Source organism: Synechococcus sp. WC10meta (assembly GCF_047461475.1).
Genome location: NZ_JANSHF010000014.1, coordinates 1 through 23370 on the forward strand (window position 1 = coordinate 1; position 23370 = coordinate 23370).

The following is a 23370-nucleotide window of genomic DNA, read 5'->3' on the forward strand; positions in this document are numbered from 1 at the left end:
TTGGCCTATAGCCTGATGCTGGTGAAGCAGGGGCTAACCACGCTAGAGGAGGTGGATCGAGTTGTCCTCACCGACAAAGGCTTGGAAACCGAGCTGAAGGCTCGCGCCAAGGCCCTCAGCACCTGCCGCAACTGCGGTGCTGCCCTGCGGGTGGAGTGGATGGATTGTCCGTACTGCTTGACGCCGAAGTTTTAGTTTGACTCTTGTTAGCTTCAACAGAGCAACTCACGCCATTGATTGGAGAGGGAAGTCCTATGAAACAACTGATGATCGAAGACCTGATGGAAGAAATTATCCGGAGGGGCGGTTCCGATATCCACATCTCAGCCGGCTTGCCTCCCTACTTCCGCATCAATGGCGAACTCCAGCCAACAGAGTATGATCCCCTCACGCCTGAGGAGGTGCAGCGGCTCATTTTCAGCATGTTGAACAACACCCAGCGCAAACAATTGGAGCAGAACTGGGAGTTGGACTGCTCCTACGGCGTGCGCGGGATCGGGCGCTTCCGGGTCAACGTCTATCGCGAACGGGGCAGCTATGCCTGTGCTATGCGAGCTCTGGCCTCGGAAATCCCCAGCATCGACAAGCTGGGCTTGCCCGACATCTGCAAGGAAGTTGCGCGACTGCCGCGGGGCCTGGTGCTGGTAACCGGGCCAACGGGATCCGGCAAATCCACCACTTTGGCCGCTATCATTGACTTCATCAACCGCGAGCGAGCTGAGCACATCCTCACCATTGAGGATCCCATTGAGTATATCTACACCCCCATCCGCAGCATCATCCACCAGCGGCAGTTGGGCGAAGACACCAAGAGCTTTGCCAATGCCCTGCGGGCGGCGATGCGGGAAGATCCGGATGTGATTTTGATTGGGGAGATGCGGGATCTGGAGACCATCCAGTTGGCCATCACCGCCGCCGAAACCGGACACCTCTGCTTTGCCACGGTGCACACCAGCTCGGCTGCCCAGACGGTGGATCGCCTGGTGGACGTGTTCCCGCCAGAGCAACAGCAGCAGATTCGCGTGCAGCTTTCTAACTCTCTCAAGGCTGTCTTCTCGCAAACTTTGGCCCGCCGCCTCAACCCCAAGCCAGGGGAGCCAGGCCGGGTGCTGGTGCAGGAGATCATGGTGGTCACCCCAGCCATCGCCAACCTCATTCGGGAGGGCAAGACGGCCCAGATCTACTCGGCCATCCAGACGGGCGGCAAGCAGGGCATGAAAACCCTGGAGCAGGATCTGGCCAACCTCTACCTGCAGGGCAAGATTGACTTCGAGACGGCCATGTCCAAGACCTCTCGTCCTGAGGAGTTGCAGCGGCTTTTGGGCAACGTCGTCGGGCCTTCCCCAGCCGCGGCAGTTCAACAGCAGCGGCCAGCAGCGGCTGCTGTCCGTCGCTAGAGATCCCTGCCTGGAAGTTCCCCGCCAACCTCTGGCCGCCGGCCTCATCTGTAGCTAAGCTCTAGCTGGGGGAGAGTGGCGGTTTGGCTGAGGTTGCAAGACTGAGCCAAGGGATCCCACTCCGGAGTTTTAGCAAGCATCCAAGCAGGGGTAAGCCATGCCGCGCTACAAGGTTCGGGGGTTAAAGGCCGGTCAGCCGGTACGCCTGACGGTGGTGGCCAACAACTTGACCGAGGCTCGCGCACGGCTGCGCCGCGAGGGGATTTTCGCCAAACCGGAGGACATTCAGGAGGAGAAGCCCTTTTTCTCCCTGGATACGTCTTTCGGTTTCTCGATGCTGCGGTCCATCGACATTCGCGACAAGGCGGTGTTCTCCCGGCAATTTGCTGCTCTCATCAACGCCGGCGTGTCGATGGTTCGCTCTCTCACCATCATGGAGGAGCAGACTGGCAACCCCAAGCTCAAAAAATACCTGAGGGCCATCCGTGCAGAGGTGGAGGCAGGGAAAAACCTCTCCGACTCCATCCGCCCCTATCCAGATGCTTTCGACAGCCTCTACTGCAGCATGGTGCAGGCAGGGGAAGTGGGCGGCGTGCTCGATGAGGTGCTCAACCGCCTGGCCAAGCTGCTGGAGGACATGGATCGCCTGCAGAAGCAGATCAAGTCGGCCATGACCTACCCAGTGGTGGTAACCATCTTGGCCATCTTGATCTTCTTGGGCATGGTGCTCTTCATCTTGCCCACTTTTGAGAGCATCTACAACGACTTGGGGGGGGAGCTGCCTGGCTTTACTCAGTTTTTCATCAACGTCAGCAAGTTCCTACGCACACCCCAGTACAGCTTGGGTCTGGTGGGCTTTCTGGTAATGGTCTTTTTTGCCTTTCGCCGCTTCTACCGCACCCCGGCTGGCAAGGAGACCATCGACGCGCTGGCCCTGAAACTGCCGCTCTTTGGAGATCTGGTCCAGAAATCGGCGGTGGCCCGATTCTGCCGCACCTTTGGCGCTCTCACCCGCTCTGGCGTGCCGGTGCTGACTGCCTTGGAAATTGTGCGGGACACCTCAGGCAACCAGGTGGTGGCCAACGCCATCGACGCCGCTCGCCAATCCATCTCGGAGGGGGGGCAGATCGCCCCTGCCCTAGCTAAGGCCAAGGTGTTTCCCCTGATGGCCATTCAGATGATCAGCGTCGGCGAGGAGACGGGGGAGCTGGATGCCATGCTGATGAAGACAGCCGACTTCTACGAGCTGGAAGTGGAGGAGGCAGTGCGCGCCCTGACCAGCTTGCTTGAGCCTTTGATGATTGTGATCTTGGGTGGTATGGTGGGCTGCATCATTGTGGCCATGTACCTGCCCATGTTCAACATCTTCGAGCTAGTGAAGTAGCAGGTTCAGGTACCGCTCTGGCCAAGTTCTGCCTCGAGGAACGGGATAGTTTCGCCAGCCTAGGGTATGAGCGTCCGCACGGTCACCACTGCCCCCTTCCCTGACCAAAGACCTGGCACTTCCGGCCTGCGCAAGCCGGTACAGGTGTTCCAGCAGCCCCACTACCTGGAGAACTTTGTCCAATCCATCTTTGACGTCCTCGAGGGATCTGCCGGCCAAACCTTGGTGGTTGGGGGAGATGGCCGCTACTACAACCGAGAGGCTATCCAGATCCTGCTCAAGATGGCGGCAGCCAATGGCATTGGGCGGGTGTTGGTAGGTCAAGGGGGGATCCTCTCCACGCCAGCGGTCTCCTGCCTCATCCGCAAATACGGAGCTTACGGCGGCATCATCCTCTCAGCCAGCCACAACCCCGGCGGTCCGCAAGGAGACTTTGGCATCAAGTACAACATCGGCAACGGCGGCCCCGCCCCGGAGAAGGTGACCGAGGCCATCTACGCCCGCACCCAGCGGATCCGCGAGTACCGCATCCTAGAGGCCCCGGACGTAGATCTGGATCGCCTGGGGGAGCAACGGCTGGGATCCCTGACGGTCTGCGTTATCGACCCTGTGGCCGACTATCTGGATCTAATGCAGCGCCTATTCGATTTTGACGCCATCCGCGACTACCTGGCTTCTGGGGTTCGCATCGCCTTCGACGCCATGCACGCCGTCACTGGCCCCTATGCCCACGCCATTCTGGAGAAAGCTCTAGGAGCGCCCCAGGGCAGTGTCCTTAACGGCCAGCCGCTGCCGGATTTTGGCGGCCTCCACCCGGATCCCAACCTGGTGCATGCCCGCGCCCTGGTGGAGCTGCTGTTTCGGGAGGATGGGCCGGATTTCGGCGCTGCCTCCGACGGGGATGGGGATCGCAACATGATCCTGGGCCGCCAGTTCTACGTAACTCCTAGCGATAGCCTGGCAGTGTTGGCTGCCAACGCCCACTGGGTGCCCGGCTACCGGGAGGGGCTGGCCGGGATCGCCCGCTCCATGCCCACCAGCCAGGCGGCAGACCGAGTGGCGGCCAAGCTGGGGATCCCTTGCTACGAAACCCCTACGGGCTGGAAATTTTTCGGCAACCTCCTGGATGCCGGCAAAGTCACCCTCTGCGGCGAGGAGAGCTTCGGCACCGGCTCCAACCACATCCGCGAAAAAGATGGCCTCTGGGCTGTTCTCTTTTGGCTCAACATCCTCGCCGTGCGGCGGCAGTCGGTGCGGCAGATTGTGGAAGAGCACTGGCGCACCTACGGACGCAACTTCTACTCCCGCCACGACTACGAGGGGCTGCCGGTGGAGGTGGCCGAGGAGCTGATGGAGCACTTGCGGCGCTCTGTGTCCGGCTGGGTGGGACAGCGCTTTGGCGCGCAGACGGTGGCCTATGCCGATGACTTCAGCTACACCGATCCCGTAGACGGCAGCACCAGCCGCCACCAAGGGATCCGCATCGGCTTTGAGGATGGCTCGCGCATCGTCTATCGCCTCTCTGGCACCGGCACCCACGGCGCCACCCTGCGGGTGTACTTGGAGCGGTTTGAGCCAGATCCCAGGCGGCAGGGTTTGGATCCCCAGGCGGCCCTGGCTGAGCTGATCCAGCTAGCGGATCACTTTGCCCAAATCCGCGCCCGCACTGGTCGGCAGCAGCCGGACGTCGTCACCTAGCTCTCCCCAAGGGCTGTGCTTCTTTTGCTCCCCCAGCCCTTCCTGCGACAGGGAGCACATTTGCCACACCTAGCCTTTCTTGGAGGTTTGGGTAGCTCTTTTGCCCAGGCCCAGCCACCTGCGCACCTTGTCCATCCAAAGCCGAAAGGGCGAAGGCTGGGGTCGGACTGCCACCTGAATAGGTTCGTCCTGAAACTCTTTGTCTTTGAGGCGAAAGCCAAATTCCAGCTCGTCTTTAACTTTGCCAAGACGGGGAAAGAGGCGGACGGCTGCTTTTTTAAGCTCTTCCTCGTTTTGGAAGATGGCCTGGTGGATGGCGCTGGAGCGACTGACCGCCAGGGATCCCACAGGCAGCCAAGGGTTGGGTTTGCCGGGCTCAGCCTGGCGGCGCCGGGCAAAAATGGCAAACTCCGGCATTCCTTTGGCTTTCAGCTCGTCGTAGCGTTTGGCTGCTTCCTTGCGCTTGGCGGCTTTGGTCTTTGCTGCCTGTTTTTCGGGCTGCGAGGGGCTAAAACCCTTGGGCTGAGGCATACCTCGCCTACGGAAAGGTGGGCTCTTGCAGCTTAGCGCAGATTGGCTCGGCGAGGATCGTGCTTGGCTAGTCAGCGTGCTAGAATTGTTGCGCTGTAAGTTGGATCACGGGATGTAGCGCAGCTTGGTAGCGCACTTCGTTCGGGACGAAGGGGCCGCAGGTTCGAATCCTGTCATCCCGATGGGAGCTGGGCTAGCCCTCGGTAGCGGCCGGGGGCGGTAGCTGCTGTAGCCAGGCACCGACATTAATGCGAAGCTGTTGTCCCAGCTGAAGCAAGCGGCGTAGGGTTTCGGCAGGGATCCGGCCAGGGGCACGCTCTAGGCTGCTGCGGAGTAGTTCTGAACGCCGGCGCTCCAATCCCAGTAGGTAGAGCTCTTGGAGGCGATCCAAGCGGATGGGCAGGCCCAGATCGGCAGCCAGTTGCAGCCACTCTTCCAAGTTGTGGAGCTGCTCGCTGAGGGTTTCCGAGTCGGCTGCCTGGGCCAGCTGCCACATCCCCCGCTGCAAGAGCCGATCCAAGACCCGGGCTGCCTCTTCCTGCCGCAACTGACACCCCAACTGCTCTGCCTCGCGGGCAATTGCTCGCAACTCCAGCAGGTGATCCCGCTTGCCCTCTTCTATTTCCATGGCCCGTAAGCTGCTCAATAGGCGCTGGTTGAGGGTAATCTGGGCGGCGGCCAACAGCTCTTCCGGGATCGGCAGGCCATCGGCCCGAAAAGCCATCAAAACCCCGTAATTCTCCAGGTAGGTTTGGCGATAGAGCTGGGCCAAGCGCTCCAACGTGTCCTGGGTAAGCCAGCGCAACATCTGCTGCCGGTCTTCCTCCGTTAGGGCGTTGAGGTCGAAGGTTTCCGGTCCCAGCAGCTCTTGCAGGGTTAGGACGAGCTGGATGCGGCTGCGGGAGCTAGACAGCAGACTGGCTTTCAACTGCTCGTAGCCGCGCTGCCCTGGAAACGGCTTGACGCCACATTGAAAGTCCCAGCCGCCCAGGTGGAGTAGAGCGTAGGTGAGGTCGTGCTCTTCAGAGGTGGTGGGAAAAGAGAGCTTCACCCTCCCCACCAGTAGCGTGGATCCTCCTATAGCTAGGCGCTCCTGATCCACCGGCTCCAGCACATACCCAGAGGAGCGAGGTACGCCGTTGACCAGGGAAAGCATGGCGTGCTGGGCCACGAGCCGCTGCGGGCTAACCCGGCGGGGGCGCACCAAAGCTTGGTAAACTCCTCGGCCGTCTTTGTAGAGTTCGAGGTTGCTGGGGGCCTTGCTTAAGCGAAGCAGAAACTCCTCCTCCAGATCCACCTTGGTGGCAGCCGCTGCCAACTCAATGGCCCGCGCCGCATAGCGCAGGATTTGCACCCCCTCAGGGCGAGCGAGTTCTTCAAAGAACCAGCCGCAACTGGTGAACATCAGTTGGCTGTAGCGCTGCATCTCCAACAGGCGCAGCACCTGCACCCGGTCTTCGGCAGTGAGGCGGTGGCTTTGGTGCTCCTGCAAAAATGCCTCCCTGCGCTCCCGATCCAGGATCACCTCGATGTAGCGATCCCGAGCCAGCCAGGGATCCCGCAGGTAGGCCTTAGCCTCCGTCTCGTAGATCTCGGCCAACTGATCCCGCAGCCAGTTGAGGGCCTCCCGCAGCGGTTGCCGCCAGCGTTGGTGCCAGCCAGGCACTGCCCCACAGCCACAGTCCCGTGACCACCGCCCCACCCCATGGGCACAGCTCCAGGCAGTAACTGGCTTTAGTTGCACCTCCCAGGTGGGAGGGTGGTGGCTGAGGAAATGGGCGTAGTTGCCCACTTGCCAGCCTCGGCGGGGAAACTCCTCGCAGAAGGCATAGGCCAGGGTACGCTCGGTTCCGCGTTTGTGGTGGCCAAAGGTCTCGCCATCCGTGGCACAGTTGATGAGTTGGACTTCTCGGTCGGGGCGAATGGCCAACTGGAGCCGCTCCGCCAGCGCCTGGGTGCTGTAGGCAATATCGCCAAAGCCAAGGTCGCGGGAGATGGGGCCGTCAAAGAAAAAAACATCTAGGTAGCCGCCTCGGTCGGGGGTAAAGCAGCGATAGGGCCGGCTGGGATCGATCTGGCCCTGGCTGACATCGATCCATTCCGTTTGCCCCAAAGGGCGAATGCGCTGCGCCTGGCTGGGGGCTAGGATGACAAAGCGGATCCCGCAGTCGACCAAGGCCTTAACCGTTGCTGCATCGATAGCGGTTTCCGCCAGCCACATGCCTTCGGGGAAGCGGCCAAAGCGATGCTGGAAATCGGCGATTCCCCAGCGGATCTGCGTGTACTTGTCCCGCTCACTGGCTAGGGGCAGGATGACGTGGTTGTAGACCTGGGCAATGGCATTGCCCTTTCCCTCCAGTCGCTCGGCGCTGAGACGGTCGGCAGCCAGGATGCGCTGGTAGACCTCAACGTCGTGCTCCTCCAGCCAGGCAAGGAGGGTGGGGCCGAAGTTAAAACTCATGAACTCATAGTTATTGACAATGCGCACCACCTGCCCTTGCTCATCAAGGATGCGGGCAAAGGCGTTGGGCCGATAGCACTCCGCCAGAATGCGCTCGTTCCAGTCGTGGAAGGGGTGGGCGCTGGGCTGGCGCTCAATGCGGTTCAGCCAGGGATCCTCGCGCGGTGGCTGGTAGAAATGGCCATGCAACACCACGTAGGGAGCTGTGGTCCGCGGGCCTGGAGACTCAACTTCTTGCCCAGACTGGGCCGCTGGCTGGGCGGGGTTTTTGGAGCCACTCGGCAGCATGAGACCGCACTCTTTGCTTGCCCTTGGAGCCTCTAGGCTCCTATCCCCACGTTACCGCGATCCCCAGCAGCGACTATGTATGATTTGGACAGAAACTCAGCGCCTAGGGGGTTAAGGGCGGTTTTGCCTTCCTGCCCTCCTCCGTCAAGGGGCTGCAAGTCTGGTTTGAGCGGTATGGTTGAACTCATCTTGCCCCGTCGTCGCTTGCTGGAGCAATTGCTAGCTCGCCTAGGGTTCAAAGATCCCACCTGGCTGGAGCAATTGCGCTGGGACTTACTGGATCAGGCTTTGATTCACCCTTCCCGGGATGGCCAGCGCAACAACGACCGGCTGGAGTTTCTGGGGGATTCCGTCCTACGGATTTTGGCCACTGAGTTCTTGTTCCAGTCCTATCCTCACCTGTCAGTAGGAGAATTAACAGCAATTCGCTCCGATCTCATCAGCGATGCTCACCTAGCGGAACTGGCGGATCTGCATGGCCTGGAGCGTTACCTCGAGCTGGGATCTAGCTGCCAAAACGACTTGGCGGGTCGGGCACGACGCTTGGCGGATGCTTTTGAGGCCCTGCTGGGATCCCTGTACCTAAGCTGGGGCATCCACACCCTGTCCCGGCTGCACCCCTGGCTGGATCCCCACTTTCGCCAACGGGTGGAGCAGTGGTTCCAGGATCCCACTCGTCGCAACCCCAAGGCTGCGCTGCAGGAGCTAACCCAGCGCTGGTGGGGCATTTTGCCAGAGTACCGCCTCGTGGCTGCCCAGGAGCACCCGCCCCGTTTCACCATGGAAGTTTGGGGCCAAGGCCAATGCTGGGGCCGTGGCGAGGGGCGCTCTAAAAAGGCGGCGGAAATCGCCGCTGCCGCCCAAGCCTACCAATACCTGCAGGAGCAAAAATTGGCAGATACGCCTCCCCAAGGCTGCTAGAACAAGCGTAGTGCTCCCCTAGGGGCTAGCTGGATACGACGGTATGGATCCCAAACTGGAAGAACGCGCCCGTGAGCTGCGCGCCCTGCTGCAAAAAGCCAGCATCGCCTACTACGTCCACAATGCCCCCATCCTGGAAGACAGCGTTTACGACCGCCTCTACCGCGAGCTGCAGGAGCTAGAGCAGGCCCATCCCGAGCTGATTACCCCCGACAGCCCCACCCAGCGGGTAGGGGAAAAACCCGCTGAGCAGTTTCCTACGGTTTCCCACCGCGTTCCCCTCTACAGCTTGGAAAATGCCTTCAACCTGGAAGAGCTTAAAGGATGGCAGGAGCGCCTGCTGCGGCTGCTGGGGCGGACTCCTGAAGAAGGGGAGCTGGAGTACGTGTGCGAGCTGAAAATCGATGGCGCGGCCCTGGCGCTGACCTACGTGGATGGGCTGCTCCAGCGGGGGGCCACCCGCGGCGATGGCCAAGTGGGCGAAGACATCACCCCCAATGTCCGTGCCATCCCTTCCATTCCCCTGCGCTTGGCAACCGCCAATCCCCCGCCAGTCCTGGAGGTGCGAGGAGAGGCCTATCTTCCCCTTGCCGAGTTCGAGCGCATCAACCGCGAGCGCTGCTCCGCTGGGGATCCTCCCTTTGCCAACCCGCGCAACTGCGCCGCCGGCACCTTGCGCCAATTGGATAGCCGCGTGGTTGCCGCCCGCAAGCTTAGCTTCTTTGCCTATGCTCTCCACTGGCCGGAGGGGTGGCCTGCCGGGGATCCTCCCCAAACCCAGTGGGAGTGTCTGCAGCGGCTGAAAGAACTGGGATTGCCTGTCAATCCTCTTTCCCAGGTCTGTCGGAACCTCCAAGAGGTGGCCCAGTTCTACGAGCGGTGGCGGCAGGCCCAGCTTCCCTATGCCTGCGATGGGGTGGTGGTTAAACTCAACTCCCTGCGGCTGCAAGAGGAGGCCGGCTTTACGCAAAAATTCCCCCGCTGGGCCATTGCCCTCAAATACCCTGCCCAGGAAGTCCCCACCCGCATCCGCGCTATCGTGGCCAGCGTTGGCCGCACTGGGGCCGTTACACCAGTGGCGGAGCTGGAGCCGGTGCTGCTAGCCGGCACCACCGTCAGCCGTGCCAGCCTGCACAACGCCAATCGCCTCGAGGAGCTGGATGTCCACATTGGCGACACCGCCATCGTGCGCAAGGCAGGCGAGATCATCCCTGAGGTGGTGGGGATCCTCAAGGAGCTGCGCCCCCCCGATGCCGTTCGCTATCGCCTGCCCAGCCACTGTCCCGAGTGCGGCACCCCTTTGGTTCGCCCTGCTGGCGAGGCGATAACCCGCTGCCCTAATCCCGACTGTCCCGCCCAGATCAGGGGTCAACTGCAGCACTGGGCCAGCCGCGACGCTCTGGATATCGAAGGCTTAGGGGAAAAGCGGGTAGCCCAGTTGGTGGAAAAGCTAGGAGTGCGCACCGTAAGCGATCTCTACCGCCTCACCCCGGAACAGTTGGAAAGCTTGGAGGGGATGGGATCCCGCTCCAGCCAGAAGCTGGTACAAGCCATCCAGCGCTCCCGCCAACAGCCCTGGGAGCGTGTGCTCTACGGCTTGGGGATCCCCCATGTGGGAGTGGTAACTGCCCAAACTTTGGCCCAGCACTTCCCCACCCCTGAACTCTTGGCCCAGGCCAGCATCGAGAACATCGCCCAAATCTACGGGATAGGAAGAGAAATTGCCGAGGCAGTGGTGTCCTGGTTTGCCGATCCAGCCCACCAGCAGCTCCTGCAGGAGCTGCGCGAGTTAGGGATCCCTGCCCTGCCTCAGCAAAAGGCCCCTGCGGCTGCTCAGGTGCTGGCTGGGAAGAAGTTTGTGATTACCGGCACCCTGCCTACCCTGTCTCGCCAGGAGGCCAAGGCTTGGATTGAAAGCCGCGGCGGCAAGGTAACCGCCAGTGTTAGCCGCCAAACAGACTACGTGGTGGTGGGTTCAGACCCTGGCTCCAAGCTCAAAAAGGCTCAAGAATTGGGGATCCCCCTGCTGAGCGAAGCGGAGCTGTTGGCTTTGGATCCTGGCAATCCCCATTCTTAAGTGGAGCCTCAGGGAAAAATTTAGGCGGCCCAGCTTGTCCTGGCCTTGGAGATGGTTTATATTCAACTCTGTGAGGAGTGAACGCCGGAAGGGGAAGCGGACGAAACAAGGAAAGTCCCTTCCCCTTTTGGATGCAATAGACACGTGTCAAGACCTGCCTTGGCCTTGCTCAGGAACAGTGCAGAGCCCTCTTCTTCCCCGCCAGTCCCCTTGGCAGCAGCCGGCGATGTTCTCCTATCATAGAAGTAGCGGAGACGCATGTTTCCGTTCACTCCTCACACCATCCGCCGCTCGGCGTCAAGTCGAGCGGTTTTCCTATGGGCTTTTCCCCCTCTAAGGTAAGCTCAAGCCAGGCAGCGCCAGAAGGGATCCCTGGCAATGGAAGTGTTAGACTAGGAATACTTGGCTCACCAGGTTATTTGCCTTTCTAGCCAACTCATCTCACCCTGCGGCGAGGGAAGGCAAGCCACTTTTTCGGGTACCTACTTCAACAGCCAACAGCGACGAGGATCCCATGGCCAAGCATGACTCCCAATTGCGGTGTTCCTTCTGCAACAAGTCTCAGGATCAGGTACGCAAGCTGATTGCAGGGCCAGGGGTCTACATCTGCGATGAATGTGTGGAGCTATGCAACGAAATTCTGGAGGAGGAGCTCTACAACGGCAACAGCTCGCCAGCCTCAGCTCCTGCTGCCAGACGGCGGGAAGCTCCTAAAAAGCCCCCGCGCGGCTTGCCTTCTTTGGCTCAGTTGCCTAAGCCGCGGGAGATTGTGCGCTATCTCGACCAGTACGTGATTGGCCAGGAAAAGGCCAAGAAGATCTTATCGGTAGCAGTCTACAACCACTACAAGCGGCTAGCTGCCAAAGCCAATCCTGGCAGCGCTGGGTTGGCAGAGCTGGAGGAGGTGGAGCTGCAAAAGTCCAATATCCTTCTCATTGGTCCTACTGGATCTGGCAAGACCCTCCTGGCTGAGACCCTGGCCCGCCTGCTGGATGTGCCTTTTGCCGTTGCCGATGCCACAACCCTTACAGAAGCTGGCTATGTGGGGGAGGATGTGGAAAACATCCTACTGCGCCTGCTGCAGGTGGCCGACATGGATGTGGAGCAAGCCCAGCGCGGCATTGTCTACATCGATGAAATCGACAAGATTGCCCGCAAGAGCGAAAACCCCTCCATTACTCGCGACGTTTCCGGGGAAGGTGTCCAGCAGGCCCTGCTGAAGATGCTTGAGGGGACGATTGCCAACGTGCCTCCGCAGGGAGGTCGCAAGCACCCCTACCAAGATTGCATTCAAGTGGATACCTCCAACATTCTCTTCATCTGTGGAGGGGCCTTTGTCGGCCTAGAGAAGATCATCGAGCAGCGCATTGGCAAAAGATCGGTGGGGTTCATCAAGCCAGGGGATCAGGCAGCGGTTACTCGCGAGCAACGCCTAGCCGATGCTCTCAAGGCGCTGGAGCCGGAGGATTTGATCAAGTACGGCATGATCCCGGAGTTCATCGGGCGGCTGCCAGTGGTGGCTACGCTGGATCCCCTGGACGAGAAGGCCCTCGAGGCCATCTTGACGCAGCCTAAAAATGCCATCCTCAAGCAGGCCCAGAAGCTGTTGCGCATGGACGGAGTGGAGCTGGAGTTTGAGCCAGCTGCCATTTCTGCCATTGCCAAGGAGGCCTACCGCCGCAAAACCGGGGCACGGGCGCTGCGGGCGATTGTGGAAGAGCTGATGCTGGATGTGATGTACGAGGTTCCCTCGCGGCGCGACATCAAGCACGTGCGTATTACCGCCGAGATGGTGGAGCGTCGCTCTACGGGCGAGTTGATCCCTCACCCCTCCACCTTGCCCAAGCCGGAGTCTGCCTAAGATGACAGCTCTGCCGAGCCCGGCTGCATGGCTTATGATCGATGTCTGGTTTTGGCAGAAAGGCTCAGGGGGTGGATGGGGCGGGCAGAGCGAGAGTATGCGGTAATTGGGCTGGGGCGCTTTGGCACAAGTTTGGCCCTCACGCTGATGGAGCGAGGGCATAACGTTTTGGGGATTGACCGCAGCCGCGAGATCGTGCAGCGCCTGGCGGACCAGCTGACGCAGGTGGTGGCGCTCGATTCCACCGATGAAGACGCCCTGCGGGCGGTGGATATTCCCTCCTTTGACACGGTGGTGGTGGCCATTGGTAGCGATTTCGAGAGCAATTTGCTGACGACGGTAGCCCTCAAGAGTCTGGGGGTACGTAATGTTATCTGCAAGGCTTCCACGGAGCGGCAGCGCTCGATTCTCTTGCGAGTAGGGGCAGATCGGGTGGTGCTGCCGGAGCAGGAGGCAGGGCGGCGCTTGGCGCAGGTGCTAACAGCACCAGGGATCCTGGATCAACTGGAGCTGGAGCCCGGCTACAGCATTACTGAGCTGGAGGTGCCGGAGGCCCTGGTGGGTCATACGCTGGCGGAGTCGGACTTGCGCCGCCGCTTTGGCATCACGGTTCTAGTCGTGAAGCGAAAACAATCGCTGGTGGTCTCGCCGCCAGCAGACTATGTTCTGGAGAAGGGAGATCTGCTGGTGGTGCTGGGGGCCAACACCAACATCTCGCGGCTGAATGAGATGTAGGGGTAAAGGTTCGATGAGAGAGGGCCGCGTCCCGCCGTTGCAACCGGAGGGGGCTGAGCGCTGGAGTTCCCCCCGCTTTTCTTCTCAGTCTCGGCTGCTGGCCAACCCCTTACAGCGGCTCTTTTTTGGAGACAGGCGTCGCCCGCTGCCACCGCCATCACGGTTGGTGGTCGGACTGGGCCTGTTGGTGGTGGTGGGGACTTTGCTGCTTAAGCTGCCGGGGATCGGCCGGGGGGATCCCTTGAGCTGGAATGAGGCCCTGTTTACGGCCACATCGGCCCTGAGCGTGACGGGGCTCTCGACGATTGTGGCGGCAGAGGATCTCACTTTCCTAGGCCAGATCCTGCTGCTGCTCCTCATCCAAATTGGCGGGGTAGGCTTCATGGTGGTGGCGGTGGTGGTGTTTCAACTGCTTGGGCGGCGCATTTCCCTGCTCAATCGCCTGGCCCTCTGCAACTCCCTGGGCCTGATCGATCCGGGGGCAATCCTGGAATTGACGCGGCGGGTGCTGATCGGGGTTACCCTCATTGAGCTGGGGGGGGCCTTGCTGCTCTGGGTGCACTGGCGGGATCTCTATGGCCCGGGTCGGGCGGTTTTTCTGGCAATTTTTCACGCCGTCTCTGCTTTTTGCAATGCTGGGTTTGACCTATTTGGGCAAGAGGGGATCCCCACCGATGGACTGTCGCTGGCGATCTTGGGCTCTCTCATTTTTATCGGCGGCCTGGGCATCCCGGTTTTGTCGGATTTGTTGACCTGGCCGCGGGGCCACCGCCCCTCTTTGCACACCCGCATCACTCTGGTTGTGGTGGTGGTTCTGCTCTGCACAGGCGGCTTGGGGATGTTTTTGGCCGAGAGTTTGCCTGGCGGCTCCCTGCGCGAGCTAAGCTGGCCTCACCGCCTGGGCCTGGCGTTTTTTCAGTCGGTTTCGGCCCGCACTGCTGGGTTTGCCGGGATCCCGATTGAGGATTTGACACCAGCAAGCCAGTTGCTGCTGATGACGCTGATGTTTATCGGCGCGGCACCGGCCTCGATGGGAGGCGGCACCACCACTGGCACCTTAGCGGTGTTGGTGCTGGCCTTGTGGGGCTACGCCCGCGGCTTGCCCAGCGCTCAGATTGCCGGGCGCAGTTTGGATCCCTCGATGGTGCGCAAGGCAGCAGCGGTGTTGACGGTCTCCCTGTTCGTGGTGCTATTGGCAACTTGGCTGATCTTAATTACCCACCACAACAGCAGGCTGGAGCCGGTGCTCTTCGAGGTTATTTCTGCTTTTGCTACCTGTGGCCTCTCGACGGGGTTCACGGGGGAGCTCAACCTCTTCGGCCAACTGCTCATCGTCTTGGTGATGTTCTGGGGCCGGCTGGGGGCGCTGACCATTGTCTTGGCTCTGGCCCAACAGCAGCCCCGTCCGCTGGTGACCTACCCCGAAGAGGCGATCTTAATTGGCTAACCTCTTGCTCTCGGCCCTGGGGAACTTGAAGGAAGAGGAGGCGTCTTAGCTTGTAGTTGGGATGGGAAGCAGCCCTGAAGCAGGCTTTTCCCCAAGCCGTCTCCGTTAGACTGAGTAACAAAACAAGTGGCTTCAGCTACACCCTTGGTGTCCCTGACCTCTCGAGAGCTCTGCGTGTCTAAGTTCCTCCTTATCGGCTCGACGGAGCCTTGCAGCGGCAAGTCATCAGCCATCTTGGGTTTGGCTAAGCATCTGCAGCAGCAGGGGGCGAAAGTTGCCTATGGGAAGCCGCTCGGAACAGGCGACAGAGGAATGGATCCGGATGTGCGCTTTATAGCAGAAACCCTGCGGCTGAGCCAGATGCCCCCCATGCTCCTTCAGCTTGACGAAGCAGCTTGGCTGGCTCACCTGCGGCAGTCTCCTCCGGATTCAGCTCGCTCGGTTGCCTCTCTGCTGGAGTTTGTCAAGGCATCCCCTGCGGATTTGGTTCTGCTAGAGGGCCCAGCCGATCTCTACGAGGGAGAGGTGTTCGGCCTCTCCTTGGCCAAGATGGCCCAAGCTCTGAATGCCCCAGTGCTGCTGGTCAGCCGCTACCGTTCCCCTTCGGCGGTCGATGCTCTTCTCTTTGCCCACCGCCAACTGGGATCCCACCTGTGCGGCGTGTTGCTCAACGATGTGCCGCCCGACCAAATGGGGCCAGCCCAGGTCGTCGTCCGACCTTTTCTGGAAGCGCGAGGGATCCCGGTTCTGGGCATTTTGCCCTCCCATCGCATTTTGCGCAGCGTCAGCGTCGGCAAGCTGGTGCGGCAACTGGAAGCGGAGGTGCTCTGCTGTCCGGACCGGATGGATTTGATGGTGGAAAACATCGCCGTGGGAGCGATGAACGTCAACGCTGCCCTGAAATATTTCCGCAACCTGGAACACAAGGCAGTCATCACCGGCGGCGATCGCACCGACATTCAACTGGCTGCCCTGGAGACTTCCACCCTCTGCCTGATCTTGACCGGCAAGCTACCTCTTGATCCCCGCGTTCGCTCGCGGGCAGAGGAGTTGGAAGTGCCGATCCTCTCGGTAGATCTGGATACCTTCACTACCATTAACCGCATCGAACGGCTTTTCGGCCAAATCCCCCTGCACGAGGAGGTGAAAGTCCGCTGTATCCAGGAACTCATGTCAGCAAACTTTGACTTTTCTCGCCTTTACGCTCGTTTGGGCTTGACACAACCCTTAGCGTCGGTGTCGGGCGCCTAGAAAAGCTGTCTCTGCGCTTTTCCACTTATGGCTAAGAGCTCCCAGCCAGGCAAGACCTCAGTAGCTCAGCCTCCTCAGCTAGTTGCATGTCCCCACAGCGGCATCTTTACCGATGGGGGCTGTTCTCCCAACCCAGGACCAGGGGGATGGGCGGTAGTGGTGGTTCGAGACAACCAGGTTGTGGAAGAGTTTTGGGGAGGGGATCCCGCCAGCACCAACAACCGCATGGAATTGACCGGCCTCATTCGGGCCTTGCAATACTGCCGGGATACGCTGGGCAACGCGGTAGAGACCATCTACAGCGACTCCCACCTTTGCGTGCAGACTTATAACGATTGGATGGAGCGCTGGGCAGCCCAGGGATGGCGGCGGCGCACAGGGCCAGTGGAAAACTTGGATCTGGTTGAGGAGTTATATCAACTCAAGCAGGAGTGCCCTCAGGTGCGGGTGGTCTGGATCCCAGCCCATCGGGGTCTGCGCTGGAACGAGTATGTGGATAAGCTGGTCGCCCGCGCCCGACCCAAGTAATTCTAATTCATCGCCTCACGGCAGAGTGCAAGACTTCCTGAACCGTTCTGGCCATGCGCTCCCAGGTAAAAGACTTGACCCACTCCAAGCCTTTGCTGATTTTTTCAGCGCGCAGCTTCGGATCCAAGACCTGAACCATCGTATCTGCCAGGGAATCTTCTACGTAGAACGCAGCATCTCCTCCCGCTTCCACCAAGGCAGAGTTGGGATAGATGATGACAGGGGTTCCACAGGCCATGGCCTCCAATACCGGTAGCCCAAATCCTTCATAGGCACTTGGGTAAACCAGAGCTACAGCATTCTGGTAGGCATGAACCATGCCCTGTAGATCTAGGCGAGCGCTGAAGACAGGCTGAGGAGCTGCAGCTTGCCGGTAGGTCTCTGGAACAAACGACCCATAGGTGCAAAGGACAGGAAAGGGCTTGTAAGACCACTGCTGATAAGCCTCGAAGAACAACTCGTGTCGTTTGTAGGTTCCTTGCGAGCATTGAATGAGTAGCCAGTGTTTGGGGGTAGCCGAGGGATCCGGCTTGAACACACTGGTGTCAACTCCGGGGTGAGCTACCACCGCCTCTTTCCCAGTTAGGCGAAGGAGGTCACGGGCTGTGTTTTGGCTAACCGCTATGATGCGAGTGGCTACTTCAAGGGCGGCGTGCTTTTGGCGCCACATGGGATCTGAGAGATCCCAACCCAGCACTTCAGGGATCATGTCATGCAGCAGGAGCACCTGAGGAACGTCAGGAGCTAGATAGGTATAGTAAGTGCTCATAAAAACGTCCGCCCCCGACCAAGCAAAGGCTTGCCGCAACTCAGGATCATCCCAGTAGGCGTAGCTAAAGGGATGTCCCTGCATTCTCTCTACACCTTGGGGTAGCTCTCCTATGCCGCCCCGATCGTAGAAAGTAACGCGAATCCCAAAGCAGGGCAATTCCCGCAGTAGGTTGCGCCAAACCGTAGCAATACCACTTTGGGCAAATTGGAAGAACACTCCGTCCACAAACAGGTGAAGGCGCTCCCGCACCTCTACCACTAAGGGATCCCCGTACGCCCAGGGGAAAAAGGGCTGCAGCGAGCAGGGCTTTTCCGCTTTTTGCAGCTCTTCCCAGGCTTTTACGGCTCCTTGATAGCCGTAGTAGGACTCCTTAAACTCCACCTGTTTTCGCAACGCATAGGCGTAGCGGTCAAACACCAAGCCCTCTGCTTCTGTTTGGTCTGCAGTCAAAACCTTCTTAGGAACCTGTCCATTTCGGGTTAATACGGGCGGCTCGTGAGTTTGCCACTCACACTCGGTGGGATCCCACCTCCAAACTCGCCACCACTCCATCTGAGGGTTGTTGCCCCACTTGCCTTTGTTGTCCAACACAAGATTGGGGCCCACAAAGTAGCGACAGTAGAACTGAGCTGCCTCTAAACTGGGGTCTGCTTCAAATCGTCGATGCACCCGTCGGATTTGTTCAGCTGTCCAAATCTCATCAGCATCCAACTGCCACAGCAAGCAGGGATAATCAGGCTGAGCTGCCCTGACCATTTCGATTTTGCCATCCCAAAACTGGCCATCAGGCTTCTGAACCAGCCGAACACGGGTATCCTTGGCCGCCAAGTCTCTCAAGTATTCAACTGTGCCATCTAAGCTGTGCCCTTGAGCATACTCCTCAGGGATCCGGCCACCGTTGGCCAAACTCCACCCTGTGTCATGCCGCAAGGCAGCAACGCCCTCAACTACCACCCATTGCCAGGGGATCCCTAACCTATCCAACTGACAGAGGACAGAGTAGTGGCGCTCAATGTAGGGTTGTCCATCCAATACAATGGTGAAGAAATGAATAGGAAGGGTAGCTTTAATATCCTTAAAGATGGCAAAGCCGTTGCGGGCATTTCCCCAGCGAATGAGTCGGTAGCCACAGCTAGGAAGCTCCCTGAAAGAGCGGTTGTTCTTGAAAGCAAGGATATCATTCAAGGCAATATACTTGGGACGAGCACCCCGCTCTAAAAAAGCTTGCAGGTCGTACCAGCCTGTAAACTCGCCACCGTCGATGAGAAGAAGATCGGGATTGGGAACTTGGCTTGCCCCATCTGTGGGAACAGACTTGAGTAAGTCTTCATCCCCCCGACGCCACTGTAAAGCCTGCTCTCGACCATAGGGAGCCCAAATGCTAGAGCCAGATTCCAACCATTCTTCCACCTCCTCCACTGTAGCAATCCTAGGCTGGGCAGCAGCGTGAATGGGAATGCAGCGGGGATCCTCGCTTACCCTCTTAGCCAGCTCCCTGTAGCGCTCAGGATGAGCTTCTATGCTGTAAATACGAGCAGATTTGGGAAGGGCATATCGCAAAACAGCCGTAGATCCCTCGCCACTACTTGCTCCTATCTCGACTACCACTTGCAGAGAAGAATCCCTGCAGATTTCTGCAAGAGCCGTCCCGAAAGGTTCATCCAGTCGAATCTCTGGTGGGATGTACCACTCTGGCTGAGCAGAGTCATTTTTTCGTTGTTGACCGACCCAATGACTATAGGCGACAGCAGCTTCTCGATGGTAGAAATGATAGAGGGAACTAACTTGAGATGAAAAGGCATCAGGTTCATCTTGAAAGAGGTCATAAAGGTATCGAGTAATCTGGAATAGCCACAGGCGCGCCACCTCCTCTCCTATTTGAGGATTGTAAAGAGAGTTGACAAAAGTATCCGGTGGCCAATCTGCTAGGATTTGTTTTAACACCAGCCACACAGAATCCTCTTCCCCAGCTTTGGCGAAGTAGTCAAGGCTGTGTCCCAGGAGCTGGAGTCGCTGGTAGTCGCGTGCAGGCAGCTTCAAGGCTTCCTGCCGCATGCGTTCTGCAACAGGCTGATAGACAATCGAAAGAACCTGCAAAAATCGCCTTGCCTGTGGCCACAGCAATCCTTCCGGAGATCCACCCCCATACCTTTCCGCAAACTCAGGGGCAATGGATAGAGCAATGGTCTCCAGGAGAATTGAAGGGATACCTTCTTGCTCAGCTTGGGCAAAAAAGTCAGAGTAAGATCCTTGCCAAAATAAAGCTCCTAACTGCTCGAAGTTCTTGGCTTGTGTCACAGCTAGTAACCTCTAGTGCTCTTCCCTACAGGCGGAGAAAGTGACTCTGCCCAAGCATAGCAAGGGTTTCAACTTTTGGAAAAGGGAGGACTCCTAGGGAAGGTAGAACTACCTCTTCGGATACTCACTATTCCAATCTCGTCGGTAGCGCACGGGGCAAGTATTCCATGCGCTTCGGTTTGCTAAGGCTAAAGGGAAGATGGTGCTAGGCGCAACTTCTACTTAAGAACTTGGCTTCGTGGGCCTCTGCCCAAGTGCTGCGATTGGCTACAACCACTAGCTGCCTAAGTAGCTATCACGCAGCCTCAGCTTCGTCTCCAGTTTCGTCCCCAAACTCTCCCCCTCTCTTGATTGTGGTTGGAAGCTCTTGGCTTCTGGGATCCTGTCAGCTCAGGCTTCCTGACGATGTTCTGCCAGAGACAGCGCTGGTTCCTCCGTCGGCGCCCCTGGCGCTGGCCTTTTCCACCAAACCGGAAGAGGCGAAGGAGCTGCAAGCCTGGGCTGGGGATCGGCTGGTTCAGGAGGCGGGAGCGCAAGTAATGGAAGCGGACTACAACCGGATCAGGCCGTAGGTGAGGGCGTAGCGCACCAGCTCCGTGCGGCTGCTGGTGCCCGTCTTGTTCAAGAGGCGGGTGACGTATTTTTCCACATTGCGCACGCTGGTCTGCAGTTGCTTAGCGATCTCCTTGTTCATCAACCCCTCCGCCACCTTCTCCAACACCTGCTGTTCTCGTGGCGTCAGCTCTACCTTGATGGGTGGAGGCAAGGGGGTAGGGGCAGAGGGCTGTGGAGGAGGAGCGGCAGCCAGGGTACGCTCCGACAACAGGGCGCGAATCGAGGCCAGCTCGCGGGCCACCACTTCCGAGGGGCTAGCCGCGCGGGAGCGCTCAATGAGATTGGAGACAATGGCCACCAGCTCTTCTGGATCGAAGGGCTTGGGCAAGTAGGCATCGACGCCGGCCCGGTAGCCCTGGATGCGGTCGGCGGTCATCCCTTTGGCGGTGAGGAATACCACCGGCAGATGGCTGTAGGGCTCGAGTTTTCGCAATTGCGCCAAAAATTGGTAGCCATCCATGCCCGGCATCATGATGTCAGAGATGATTAGCTGGGGCTGGGCCGTGCTGAGCAGTTGCAGAGCCTGTTGGGCGTTGGCAGCCGGGATCACCTCGAAGCCGCTGTCCTCGAGGTAGGCTTGCACCGCTTCCCGCAGGCCCGGCTCGTCATCCACCAGCAGGATGCGGGCCGACTTGCCAGTGGCGGTTTCGGGTTTGGCGTGGTCAGAAGGGGCCATTGTACAACTCCTGGCTAGCTTTCAAGGTTTTGCAGAGGTTTAACCTCTAGGAGGCTTGGGGCAAGCGGAGGCGGAAGCAGGAGCCTTGGGGGGAACTTTCCACCTGGAGATCTCCTCCCATTTGGGTGGCCAAGTCGCGGCTGATGGCCAACCCCAGGCCCTGCCCGGGCTTGGTGAGATCGGCGCGAAAAAACGGATCGAAGATCCGCTCCAGGTTTTCGGGATGGATGCCGGGGCCGCTGTCACAGACGGCAATCCACACCTCCTGCTGAGCAGGTTCGTTGGCCTCTTCCCCTGCAGGCCTAACCTCCACCCTAAGCTGGATGGTGCCTGGCGGAGGGGTATATTTGCAGGCGTTGTCGATGAGGTTGTCCAACACCTGGCGCAGAGCCCGGGGATCCACCTGAACTGGGGGCAGCGAGGAGGGCAAAACGGCTTGGAAGCGATGCCCCTGGGTTTCTGCTAGGGCTTGGTAGAGAGGGATCCACTCCTGGAGCAAGTCAGTTAGGGCGAGGGGTCGGAGCTGCAGGGGGCCTGGAACTCCATCCAGGCGCTCGAACTCGCCCAGCAAGTCTTGCAGGCGCTTACACTCTTTTTCGATACTGAGCCCAATCCAGTGGTTGCGATCTTCAGGGGGCAAGTGCTTTTGTAGCAGCTTGGCCAGCATGTTCAAGGTCGTGATTGGGTTGCGCATCTGGTGGATGAGGGTGGAAAGCTGCTGAACAGGCAGCGTGATCCTTTCCCCTGGGCTGGCAGCCCTGGCCTGGTAGGCAGGCTCAGGCTCTGGCTGGGGCTGGGCAACTTTTTTTCTTGCTGGCATGGATCCCCCCTCTCGGCTCTCCTGGGGCACATAAATGGATCCTAGCCCTATCTCCTCGAGCCTGGGATCCGGACTAGAGCTGGCGGGGTAAGTAGATGTTGAGAATTTCCCCTTGCCGAGCCCGGTGGCGCACAGTGAGATAGCCCCCCAAGGCCCGGAACAGGGTTTGGGCCACTGGCAGGCTGAGGCTAATGGCCCCAGTGTCTGGCTGCACCACCAGCAACTGGCCAATTGCTTGAGGGGACTTGAGTTCCAAGCTAGAGGTGTCACTCCCCTCGGGGGTGTTTACCTGAAACTGCAGCTTCACCAGCTCGCCAGCGCTGAGCAATTGGGCGCGGATGTGGCTGCCAGCGGGGGTACTGCGGGCCAGGCGGTCGATGATTCCAAATAGCACCGCTTCCAGGGCCTTGGGATCGCTGACCACATCGGGCAGCTCGGCAGGGATCTCCAACTCCAAGCGGGATCCCCGCCGCTCTACCTGGTCTTGCCAGCGCGGCAGGTTTTGCCGCACTAGATCCACCAGCGCAATCGGCTCCAGTTGCAGTCGGCGCCCCTCCCCTTTCCCAGCAGGGGGCATCACTGTCTCAGTGGCTTGGAAAAAGAGGCTGAAGCGGTTGATTTGCTCGGTACACTCGCGGTCAATCTTTTCCACGTATTCCCGCACCCGCGGTGGCAGGTCCTGCCGCTTCAGGATGAGACTGGCCAGGGTGCGGATGGTGCTGAGGGGAGTCTGGATCTCGTGGATGAGAGCTCGCAATAGCTCCGCCTCCGAGAGGCTGCTCTGGGAGCTTGGCGCAGCAGGGGTGCGGGTGTTTTCTGCCACAGCGGAAGGGGGCTTCTGCGACTTTTCTTTGGGTCGGGCTGCCCGGCTTTCCCCTTCGGTTCTGGCGGGAGGCAGGCGGGCGGGCGGGGATCCCGCCTCAGCGAGTGAACCCAGCAAGAGGAAGCTGCTAAAGCGAGCCAGCACCCGCCCAGGAGGCTTGGTCAGGGGGTAGTGGAGAGCCAGCTCCCGCCAAGCGGCTAGCTGCTCGGGTTTGCTCTGCTGCACCCGTTCCTCCAAGTTCTGCCAGGCCCGCCGCACCACTTCCGGCTCGAAAGAGAGCATCATTCCCCTTTGGCGGGTGTGGGGGTGGTACCCCTGGACGGCTATCACGGCAAAAGCAGGCGTAAGCAGCAGCAGAAATGGCTCCTCCACCAGCGGATCCTGGGGCAAGAGAGGGATCACGGTGTGGCCAGGAGCTGGGATAGACTCCGGCGGCCAATTCGGCGTAAACAGCCAAGGGGTCTCCCGCGCAAGCTCTCCGGGGCGGCATGGCAACGCCTCTAGGGAGGGCGGATCCCCTATCATCCAAAAAGGCCACCAGGGTACCGGCCCGCCGATAACCACGCCAAATTGACCCACCTCCTGCCATAGCCGCAGCAACGCAGCCACTGCCTGCTGCCAGACGCGCCCCCCTGCCCCCGGCAACCATTCTGGCAGGGGCAGCTCAGCCCAAAGGGCCTCCAGCAGGGACAGAAATCGGCGGCTGTTCACGGATCCCTCTGCTCCCACCCCTCCCCTGGTAGAGTAGCGGTTGCCATGCCCCTCAGACAGCGGAAAACCTCACCTT

At 59.6% G+C, this 23370-nt stretch carries 17 protein-coding genes and 1 tRNA gene; 12 read left to right on the forward strand and 6 right to left on the reverse strand.

Annotated features, from left to right (window positions below):
* The 4 genes from NW804_RS08040 to NW804_RS08055 form a co-directional block, all read left to right on the forward strand.
* A partial coding sequence (locus tag NW804_RS08040) for a hypothetical protein (RefSeq protein WP_414423277.1) occupies nucleotides 1–195 on the forward strand: 195 nt, incomplete at its 5' end.
* Nucleotides 196–254: 59 nt separating this feature from the next.
* Nucleotides 255–1397: a type IV pilus twitching motility protein PilT gene (locus tag NW804_RS08045; protein WP_414420161.1), complete on the forward strand. Its 1143-nt coding sequence runs from the start codon at nucleotides 255–257 to the stop codon at nucleotides 1395–1397.
* Between the two features lie 157 nt (nucleotides 1398–1554).
* Complete coding sequence (locus NW804_RS08050) at nucleotides 1555–2781, forward strand: type II secretion system F family protein (RefSeq protein WP_414423278.1); 1227 nt, start codon at nucleotides 1555–1557, stop codon at nucleotides 2779–2781.
* 66 nt (nucleotides 2782–2847) lie between these two features.
* A complete protein-coding gene (locus NW804_RS08055) occupies nucleotides 2848–4479 on the forward strand; it encodes an alpha-D-glucose phosphate-specific phosphoglucomutase (protein ID WP_414423279.1) in 1632 nt (543 codons plus the stop codon).
* A 69-nt stretch (nucleotides 4480–4548) separates the two neighbouring features.
* Here NW804_RS08055 and NW804_RS08060 read toward each other — a convergent pair whose 3' ends face one another.
* Entirely contained in the window at nucleotides 4549–5010 is a 462-nt protein-coding gene (locus NW804_RS08060) for an HHL1-like protein (RefSeq protein WP_414423280.1), read from the reverse strand.
* Between the two features lie 108 nt (nucleotides 5011–5118).
* On the opposite strand from NW804_RS08060, the gene NW804_RS08065 reads away from it, so the two are divergent.
* Nucleotides 5119–5192 (forward strand) — tRNA-Pro (locus NW804_RS08065).
* Nucleotides 5193–5203: 11 nt separating this feature from the next.
* Here NW804_RS08065 and NW804_RS08070 read toward each other — a convergent pair.
* Nucleotides 5204–7759, reverse strand: coding sequence for a DUF3536 domain-containing protein (locus NW804_RS08070; protein ID WP_414423281.1), 2556 nt, complete (start codon nucleotides 7757–7759; stop codon nucleotides 5204–5206).
* A gap of 174 nt (nucleotides 7760–7933) precedes the next feature.
* Between NW804_RS08070 and rnc the strand changes: the two genes are divergently transcribed.
* From rnc to NW804_RS08105, 7 genes are all read left to right on the forward strand, one after another.
* Nucleotides 7934–8680 (forward strand): ribonuclease III, encoded by a 747-nt coding sequence (rnc, locus tag NW804_RS08075; RefSeq protein ID WP_414423282.1) that lies wholly within the window; start codon nucleotides 7934–7936, stop codon nucleotides 8678–8680.
* A 43-nt stretch (nucleotides 8681–8723) separates the two neighbouring features.
* Nucleotides 8724–10757 (forward strand): NAD-dependent DNA ligase LigA, encoded by a 2034-nt coding sequence (gene ligA, locus NW804_RS08080; RefSeq protein WP_414423283.1) that lies wholly within the window; start codon nucleotides 8724–8726, stop codon nucleotides 10755–10757.
* A 514-nt stretch (nucleotides 10758–11271) separates the two neighbouring features.
* Entirely contained in the window at nucleotides 11272–12618 is a 1347-nt protein-coding gene (gene clpX, locus NW804_RS08085) for an ATP-dependent protease ATP-binding subunit ClpX (protein ID WP_414410718.1), read from the forward strand.
* A 27-nt stretch (nucleotides 12619–12645) separates the two neighbouring features.
* Nucleotides 12646–13353, forward strand: coding sequence for a potassium channel family protein (locus NW804_RS08090; RefSeq protein WP_414410719.1), 708 nt, complete (start codon nucleotides 12646–12648; stop codon nucleotides 13351–13353).
* 13 nt (nucleotides 13354–13366) lie between these two features.
* Nucleotides 13367–14800, forward strand: a complete 1434-nt coding sequence (locus NW804_RS08095) for a TrkH family potassium uptake protein (RefSeq protein WP_414423284.1) — start codon at nucleotides 13367–13369, stop codon at nucleotides 14798–14800.
* Nucleotides 14801–14974: 174 nt separating this feature from the next.
* A complete protein-coding gene (locus NW804_RS08100) occupies nucleotides 14975–16051 on the forward strand; it encodes a phosphotransacetylase family protein (RefSeq protein ID WP_414420167.1) in 1077 nt (358 codons plus the stop codon).
* A gap of 27 nt (nucleotides 16052–16078) precedes the next feature.
* The gene (locus NW804_RS08105; protein WP_414423285.1) at nucleotides 16079–16579 is read left to right on the forward strand and encodes a ribonuclease H family protein; all 501 of its coding nucleotides are present in this window, start codon (nucleotides 16079–16081) and stop codon (nucleotides 16577–16579) included.
* A 7-nt stretch (nucleotides 16580–16586) separates the two neighbouring features.
* On the opposite strand, the gene NW804_RS08110 is transcribed toward NW804_RS08105, so the two are convergent.
* The 4 genes from NW804_RS08110 to NW804_RS08125 all read right to left on the reverse strand — a co-directional run bounded on the left by NW804_RS08110 (nucleotide 16587) and on the right by NW804_RS08125 (nucleotide 23294).
* Nucleotides 16587–19448, reverse strand: coding sequence for a glycosyltransferase (locus tag NW804_RS08110; protein WP_414423286.1), 2862 nt, complete (start codon nucleotides 19446–19448; stop codon nucleotides 16587–16589).
* Nucleotides 19449–20199: 751 nt separating this feature from the next.
* A complete protein-coding gene (locus NW804_RS08115; RefSeq protein WP_414423287.1) occupies nucleotides 20200–20940 on the reverse strand; it encodes a response regulator in 741 nt (246 codons plus the stop codon).
* Between the two features lie 46 nt (nucleotides 20941–20986).
* The gene (locus NW804_RS08120; RefSeq protein WP_414423288.1) at nucleotides 20987–21790 is read right to left on the reverse strand and encodes a sensor histidine kinase; all 804 of its coding nucleotides are present in this window, start codon (nucleotides 21788–21790) and stop codon (nucleotides 20987–20989) included.
* A gap of 43 nt (nucleotides 21791–21833) precedes the next feature.
* Nucleotides 21834–23294, reverse strand: coding sequence for a sensor histidine kinase (locus NW804_RS08125; protein WP_414423289.1), 1461 nt, complete (start codon nucleotides 23292–23294; stop codon nucleotides 21834–21836).
* Between the last annotated feature and the right edge of the window lie 76 nt (nucleotides 23295–23370).